This is a genomic window from Acidiphilium sp. 20-67-58 (assembly GCF_002255515.1).
Lineage (GTDB): Bacteria > Pseudomonadota > Alphaproteobacteria > Acetobacterales > Acetobacteraceae > Acidiphilium.
Genome location: NZ_NCAS01000071.1, coordinates 1 through 6,441, shown reverse-complemented (window position 1 = coordinate 6,441; position 6,441 = coordinate 1). Strand labels below are relative to the sequence as shown.

Genomic DNA, 6,441 nt, shown 5'->3' with positions numbered 1-6,441 from the left:
ACTGGCAGAAATTCTGCGATGACGCGGGTATGAACTCAGACGAGAGGGCAGCATGACCCGCGCAGCCAAGCCCGGCTCGAACGCCACGCTGCGCGAGGCGCTTCTTTACGTCGCGGCGCACCCTCGTCACTGGCCCGGCTTCACCGCGCTGCTGGTGCGGCATGTGGCCGGCAAGGCGCGGTTTTACGTGATGTGCTGGCGGGCGGGGTATCGCGTCTCAACGGTGCGGCGCCTGGCGCGGGAGGCAGGTAGGTGACGGAAGACAACGGCGATGGCGGGGCGAAAGCCCCGCCTGACTGGATCCAAGCGATTGCAAAACGGATCGACAAGGATAACCACGAACTTCGAGAAAGCGTGCGCCGTGGAATTTTCCGTGACGCCCTCGAAACATGGCGGACCAGTCACAACCCGATTGACGCGATAGAAGCAATTGCAACTTGGGATCAAAGCTCGCCGCTGCCTGCCGATCTTGCTGCTTGGCTGGGGAAATGTGCAGGAACATTCGTTCAAACCTTCCAAGAGCAGGCTTCATTCAGCGAAAAATCCTGGAAAATTGCTGATTCTGAGAAGATGTTTCTCAAATCATTCGAACTCGAAAGTGGCAGACGAAAGGGTGCTAATCCCTTCGCGCAGCATCGAGAGGCAGCGTTGAGCTACAAGGCCGCCAAGGCATACCTCGAAAATGCCACGGCCAATCCGATGATGAAGAGTGCAGACATTGTGCGCGAGATGGCCAAGCGAGCAGGCATCTCTGAGGCGCAGATGCATCGTTACATCAAAAAGGGTCGTGAACGGCAGGGCTGGAAAACCCGCGTGGCAAACGTCACTCACCGGGAACTATCCGATTCACCCCATGAAAATGATAAAAAGTAAGCGCCTCCGGATTGTAGCTTTTGGGGCGGGTGTGAGTATTAGAGAGAGTCATCTGTAACTCTGTGGAGTAGCGAAGATGACGACGGATAAGTTTCTCTACCGCCCCCGCGAAGCCCAGGCCGCCCTTGGCGTCAAGCACTCGAAGTTCTGGGAACTGATGAAGGCCGGGACGTTCGATGTCCGCAAGCTGGGCCGTAGCACCTTCATTACTGCCGAATCGCTCCGCCGTTTCGCTGATAACCTGCCCAAGAGCGCGGCCTGATCCCCAAAATGAACACCGCCCCGAAACCCTACTGGCCCCGGAGCGGCGCTGAGATATCTGGATTGCTTGGCAGCGATACAGAGATAGAGGCGTCGGTGCTCGGCTGCAAGCGGTTTGTGGGGCAGAAAGGATGCCCTAAATGGTTGACCCCAAAACCGCTGCCGACCGGCAGCATGACCGCATCATCGACGACATCGAAACGCGCGCCCGCCGCCGCGTCCTGACCGTCCAGTTGCCCGAGGCCGATTTGCGCCGCGCTGCTCGCTCGCTAGCCAGCCGCGCTGACGGGATCATGGCGAGACGCGAGCGCGATAGCGTGCTCCGCGCGCTGGCGGACATTGAGGCTCGCCACTGCCGCCGCATCGCCGAGGCGCTGGCTGGGCTGATCAGGGAGGGCAACTAATGGCCTCGCTGGACACCGCGCTCGACCTCGCCGCCGCCGGCCGCGCCGTTTTCCCCGTAGGCAACGACAAGTCGCCTCGCTGCCCGCGCGGTCACCTTGCCGCCTCGACCGATCCCACCACGATCCGCGCTCTGCACCGCGATTACGGATTCGTCCTGATCGGGATCGCGACCGGCGAACGCTCCGGCATCGCCGCGCTCGACATCGACAACAAGCCCGGCGGCCTCGAATGGTTCGCCGCGAACCGCGACAAGTTGCCCGCGACCCGGACGCATCGCACCCGCTCCGGCGGGCTGCATCTGTGGTTCAAACACCGGCCCGGATTGCGTTCCAGCGTAGCGGCAATTGCGCCCGGTATCGACGTCCGGGCGGACGGGGGATCGTGCATCTGGTGGCCAGCCGCCGGCCTCCCTGTCCTGTCTGCCGGCCCGCTGGCCGAGTGGCCTAACTGGCTGGTACCGCCGCCGAAACCGGCCTGGACGCCGCCCCCTGCGGCCCCTTGGACTGGCGGCGATCACCGCAGCCGCCGCTATGCCGAGGCGGCACTGCGCCGCGCGATCGAGCGTGTCGCCGGCGCCGCGCCTGGCACGAGACGTATGGCTTGTTGCGCCTCACCTCGACCGGCGGACTGTCAGCCGGCGAGGTTGCGGAGGCGATGGCACACGCCGCCATCGTCGCCGGCCTCGAACGGCGCGAGATCGAGGCGACTCTCAAATCGGCACTATCGGCGCGCGGGGGTGCAGCATGAACCATTTCAACGCCGAGCAGATAGCCCGCGATGCCGCCGCGAAGGCGAGCACGCCACCGGAGTTGAAACGCCCGCTCCGGCGCGAAACGCCGCCGCCTGAACCGTATCCGATGGACGCACTACTTGGGCTGCGCCCAGCCGTCGAGGCTATCCAGCGCAGGACGCAGGCCCCGCACGCTCTTTGCGCTGCATCCGTGCTCGCCGCCGCAGGGTTCGCAACCTCGATCCACCATGATGTCGAGATCCCAGTCATCGGAGTGCGGCCGCTGCTGACGGCTTTTATGACCATCGGGCAATCGGGCGAGCGCAAGTCATCGGTAGATATTCTCGCTAGTTTTCCGATCACCCGCGCCGAGGCCGCACTTGCGGCGCAATTCGAAGTGGATCAGGAAAAATTCAGCCGCGACAAAGAGGCTTTCGACGCTGCCCGGATCGAGGCCCGCAAGGCTGCCAAGGACGGCCGGGCAGCCGCCGAGCGCGCACTGGCCGATGTCGGATCAGAGCCGAAACCGCCGGCACCCCCGATCCTGACCGCGCAGGAAGGGACCATCGAAGGTTTAATCAACCTGCTCACACTTCGTCCCTATGCCTCGATTTTTTCTGCCGAGGGCGGCCAGTTTCTCGGCGGCCACGCGATGAGTGAGGACGCAGCGTTAAGGACGATGACCACGCTTAACGCACTGTGGGACGGCGCCCCGATCAAGCGGCTGCGGGCGGGCAAGGCCACATTCGCACCCGGCCGCCGCGCCTCCCTTAGCTTGTTCGTTCAACGCAGCGTAGCCGCCCTCCTGCTGGGAAACGCCAGCGCGCGCGATAATGGCCTGCTCGCCCGGATGCTCATATCGGAACCTGAAACCACAATCGGCACGCGACTTTGGCGTGACCGCGAACCGGGCTTCGATGAGTTCCTCGACGAATACAACTCCCGCTTGGGCTACCTACTCGCCAAGGTGCCCCGCCGCCTCGAAGGATCGGACGGCCTCGACCCCGAGCCGTTGCCCTTCAACGTCGAGGCCGAACGCCGCCTGATCCTGTTTCACGATGCAACCGAACGCGATTTGGCGGACGGGCGCCGTTACGCTTCGATCAGAGGGTTTGGTGCAAAGATGGTCGAGCACGCCTCACGCCTCGCGGGCATCCTCGCGGCCTACGCCGGCCGGGATATGATCGACGCCGAGACTTTCGAGGCCGGCGCCGCACTGGCAAGCTGGTATGCGTCAGAACAGTTGCGCCTCGGCGAAACTGTCGCACCCGATCCCGAACTCGACGCAGCACAGGAACTGCTCACATGGTGGCAGGCCCAGCCCGATCCGCGCCTCTATTTGACCGCTCTCTACAAGAGCGGGCCGAACCGGCTGCGGCAGGCCGCCGACGCCAAGCGCGCCGTTGCCATCCTCGAAGATCACGGATGGATCGAGCGGCTGCCGGCCGGAACGGTGCTCGACGGAAGCCCGAGGCGTGAAGCCTGGGGACTCATCCAATGATGCAGGTAAGGACAAAAGCCGAGTTCAGCCGCGTCATCGAGGTTGCTTCGCGCCTCGTGCCGTGGCGCCTGCCGCTCTATGCAGCCGCAGCCGAGGGGCTGGTCCAGCTTGTCGAGGTAACGCCCGGCGCCGGGCTTCCCAAATCCCTCGACCGGGCAGCGCGGCCGCTGGTCATCCTCGTTGGTGACGATGGCGATGCACCCATCGGCCCGGCTGGCTGGCGATGCACGCCAAGGCTGCGGCGGATGGCCCGCAGTGCCGTGATCCACGCGACGGGCGGTGAACCGCTGCATTATCGAAACGCAGTCAATGCCGCTGTATCGGGCGCGGCGCCGCTCGCCCTGATCGAGACAACGACCCAGCAGGCCCAAGCCTGGCGTGCAGTATTCGGGCAGCGGCCTCAAATATTGATCCTCCCGCCGCCGGGCGACCGTCACCCGCGCGTCACGCCGGCCCAGCCGACACACTGACGGCATACAGGCGCCCGTAAACGTATCCAAGACGGGCGCCAAATCCCCAGACGACTGACATAAACAAGCCTATTGCTGGAATGGATCAGCGATAGCGGCGGAAACCACGTCCGCCGTATATCGTTGAGATGGCACCTGCGGCGCAATCGGTGCAGATGTAGTGCGCAAGCCGGTTCAAATAATGATCGTCTATGATCCATAGTAATTCATAGTAATATGCTACCGTATGCCGAACAGTATATTTAATATTTCTTGTCTCCTATCCGCCATTTCTGCTATTATTTGAAAAGTTGACTATAGGAATACAGCGAAATGGGTAAGCCGTTTTCAGAGATGACCCCGCTTGAACAGCACGTGAACCGGCGGCGGATGCGCGCCGGCTTCGATGCGGGATGGACCGAGGAAATCGGCGTTCGCGATCTGGCAGGGCGCGAGGGCGACGTGGTTTCAGCCGCGATCCTCGATCACGTTCAGCGCGTCCAGCGAGCAACTGATTCCGCCCGGCAGAACGAAAACGCGCTGAACGGCACGTTGAAGCGTCTCGGCCTCGACCGTTGAAAGGAAATCAGATGGACCTTCAGGACATTCTCAACCTCCGCGATACCGGCCTGCCGCAGCGGGCGCGCGAAGCCTATCAGGCGGCGATCAGCCGGGTTGCAACTGCTACCGCCGCAATCAGCGATGCCGAGGCCGCCGTTGCCGCAGCCCGTGCCACCCGCGCAAACCTCGTGCAGCGTGCCGCCGAAGGCGAGGCGATCGACACGGGCGAACTCGTGAAGGCCGAGGCCGCCATACGCGCCGCCGAGGATAGCGTCCTGTTCCGGCGCGAGAGCCTTGCCGCTGCCGAGGCCGCCGTCACGAAGGCCGGCGAAGACCTCCGCACCGCAGCCCGACGCGCCTGGGAGCCTGTTCTCGCTGCCGGGATCAAGCTGCGGATCGAAGGGGCGGCGATGATCGTTGAGGCGAAGCGACTGCTCGCAAACGGCGAGGCCGCTTTCGGTGCCGGCGTTGAAGCGGTCGGGCGGGCAATGGCCGGTGGCGTCAATCTCCGGCTGGGCTTCATGCCGGGGGCCAACCCCGAGATGTTCAACGGCGTTCTGAGCCCCGAGCATCCGAACCCGGACGCGGAGCGCCGCACCTGGGCCGCGCATCTCGACGGATCCGGCGACGTGATCCTGCCGGATACCGCCCGCAAGCTGCTGGAAGCCGCCGAATGACCGTTGGCAGCGTCAACCCGTTCAATCCCGCCGGCACGGTCGCCATTGCCGCGACCTCGACCAGCGCGAGCACGGCATTGCCGGCGAAGGGCGATACGGTGGTGGTGACGAACCCCACGGCCTCGCTCGCCTTCGTCCGCGTCGGCAATGGGCCGCAGAGCGCAAGCGAAGGCGATATGCCGGTGCCGGCTGGAACGCGGGCACGCATCTTTGCCGGCCCCTACGTCAACCAGATCGGCGCCGTCATGCCGGGCGGCTCCGGCACGATCTACGCGACGGTGGGTAATGGCACCGAATTCTGAGACCGCGCCGCCTATCCAGCGCGCCCGGCCCGGCGAGGTTTGCTCCATTTCCTCGTCGGGCCACCCCGTCGCGTCGAAAGGAACTGACCGATGCTGAAAAGCTACAAGATCGGGATCGAGATAGCCGCGATCAATTCGGTCGGCCCGGTGCTCAAGCTGATATCGAAGGACATGATCGGCCTCGGCAAGCAGGCCAAATATGTAACCAGCCAGATCAAGGGCGTTCGCATGGCGCCGCCATTGGCGCGGCGGCAGCCCTCGGTGGCATGGCGATCCTCAAGGCGTCGTCTGACCTCGCCACCTACGGCAACCGGCTGGCGAACGTCCAGAGCCGGCTGCAGCAGATGGGCGTCTCGGCCCGCAATGTCGGCGACCTGACCAATGCCGCGTTCACGCAATCCATGCGGACGCCGAACGTGGACTGGTCCGACGCGCTGGCCGCACTCACCAAGGGCCGCACGGTGCTGGGATCGAGCGCCGAGGCCGTGCGCGCCGCGCCGCTGATCGTCCGCGCCGAGGGCGTCCTGTCGAACTGGGGCATGGGTGGTCCGACCGCGCTGGGCGAACTGCTCAAAGCCATCGAACTGCGCGGCGGCACGTATGGACCGGACGGCAAGACGTTCTCGGTCGGCGCGCTGGGTCGCAACCTGAATTACGCGCTTGAGGCGCAGAACATCGCCGG

The 6,441-nt window shown here is 64.4% G+C and carries 11 protein-coding genes and 1 pseudogene; all 12 read left to right on the top strand.

The window, feature by feature from the left end; all coding sequences use genetic code 11:
* Nucleotides 1-52: 52 nt before the first annotated feature.
* The gene (locus B7Z76_RS15625; RefSeq protein WP_291345140.1) at nt 53-256 is read left to right on the top strand and encodes a hypothetical protein; all 204 of its coding nucleotides are present in this window, start codon (nt 53-55) and stop codon (nt 254-256) included.
* Entirely contained in the window at nt 253-873 is a 621-nt protein-coding gene (locus tag B7Z76_RS15620; RefSeq protein WP_291345138.1) for a hypothetical protein, read from the top strand. The genes B7Z76_RS15625 and B7Z76_RS15620 overlap by 4 nt, the downstream gene beginning before the upstream one ends.
* Nucleotides 874-949: 76 nt before the next feature.
* The gene (locus tag B7Z76_RS15615; RefSeq protein WP_291345137.1) at nt 950-1,135 is read left to right on the top strand and encodes a helix-turn-helix domain-containing protein; all 186 of its coding nucleotides are present in this window, start codon (nt 950-952) and stop codon (nt 1,133-1,135) included.
* Between the two features lie 139 nt (nt 1,136-1,274).
* Nucleotides 1,275-1,538 carry a hypothetical protein gene (locus tag B7Z76_RS15610; protein WP_291345135.1) on the top strand — a complete coding sequence of 88 codons (264 nt, stop codon included), beginning with the start codon at nt 1,275-1,277 and terminating at the stop codon, nt 1,536-1,538.
* A pseudogene (locus B7Z76_RS16375) lies at nt 1,538-1,930 on the top strand (bifunctional DNA primase/polymerase); the annotation flags it as partial. The gene B7Z76_RS15610 and the pseudogene B7Z76_RS16375, both read left to right, overlap by 1 nt.
* Nucleotides 1,931-2,139: 209 nt before the next feature.
* Nucleotides 2,140-2,286, top strand: a complete 147-nt coding sequence (locus tag B7Z76_RS15600; RefSeq protein WP_291345131.1) for a hypothetical protein — start codon at nt 2,140-2,142, stop codon at nt 2,284-2,286.
* Nucleotides 2,283-3,770 (top strand): YfjI family protein, encoded by a 1,488-nt coding sequence (locus B7Z76_RS15595; RefSeq protein WP_291345129.1) that lies wholly within the window; start codon nt 2,283-2,285, stop codon nt 3,768-3,770. Before B7Z76_RS15600 ends, B7Z76_RS15595 begins: the two co-directional genes overlap by 4 nt.
* Nucleotides 3,767-4,240, top strand: coding sequence for a hypothetical protein (locus tag B7Z76_RS15590; protein WP_174503945.1), 474 nt, complete (start codon nt 3,767-3,769; stop codon nt 4,238-4,240). The genes B7Z76_RS15595 and B7Z76_RS15590 overlap by 4 nt, the downstream gene beginning before the upstream one ends.
* 333 nt (nt 4,241-4,573) lie before the next feature.
* Nucleotides 4,574-4,798, top strand: coding sequence for a hypothetical protein (locus B7Z76_RS15585; RefSeq protein WP_043509199.1), 225 nt, complete (start codon nt 4,574-4,576; stop codon nt 4,796-4,798).
* Between the two features lie 11 nt (nt 4,799-4,809).
* Nucleotides 4,810-5,457: a hypothetical protein gene (locus B7Z76_RS15580; protein WP_291345125.1), complete on the top strand. Its 648-nt coding sequence runs from the start codon at nt 4,810-4,812 to the stop codon at nt 5,455-5,457.
* Complete coding sequence (locus tag B7Z76_RS15575; RefSeq protein ID WP_012039947.1) at nt 5,454-5,759, top strand: hypothetical protein; 306 nt, start codon at nt 5,454-5,456, stop codon at nt 5,757-5,759. Before B7Z76_RS15580 ends, B7Z76_RS15575 begins: the two co-directional genes overlap by 4 nt.
* A 266-nt stretch (nt 5,760-6,025) precedes the next feature.
* Nucleotides 6,026-6,441, top strand: a 416-nt coding sequence (locus B7Z76_RS15570) for a hypothetical protein (protein WP_291345120.1), incomplete at its 3' end; no start/stop codon positions are given.

Bases quoted from the DNA above. Each gene is read 5' to 3' on its own strand.
- B7Z76_RS15590 (WP_174503945.1), top strand. From the start codon at position 3,767: ATGATGCAGGTAAGGACAAAAGCCGAGTTCAGCCGCGTCATCGAGGTT.
- B7Z76_RS15580 (WP_291345125.1), top strand. From the start codon at position 4,810: ATGGACCTTCAGGACATTCTCAACCTCCGCGATACCGGCCTGCCGCAG.
- B7Z76_RS15575 (WP_012039947.1), top strand. From the start codon at position 5,454: ATGACCGTTGGCAGCGTCAACCCGTTCAATCCCGCCGGCACGGTCGCC.
- B7Z76_RS15625 (WP_291345140.1), top strand. From the start codon at position 53: ATGACCCGCGCAGCCAAGCCCGGCTCGAACGCCACGCTGCGCGAGGCG.
- B7Z76_RS15610 (WP_291345135.1), top strand. From the start codon at position 1,275: ATGGTTGACCCCAAAACCGCTGCCGACCGGCAGCATGACCGCATCATC.
- B7Z76_RS15585 (WP_043509199.1), top strand. From the start codon at position 4,574: ATGACCCCGCTTGAACAGCACGTGAACCGGCGGCGGATGCGCGCCGGC.
- B7Z76_RS15595 (WP_291345129.1), top strand. From the start codon at position 2,283: ATGAACCATTTCAACGCCGAGCAGATAGCCCGCGATGCCGCCGCGAAG.
- B7Z76_RS15615 (WP_291345137.1), top strand. From the start codon at position 950: ATGACGACGGATAAGTTTCTCTACCGCCCCCGCGAAGCCCAGGCCGCC.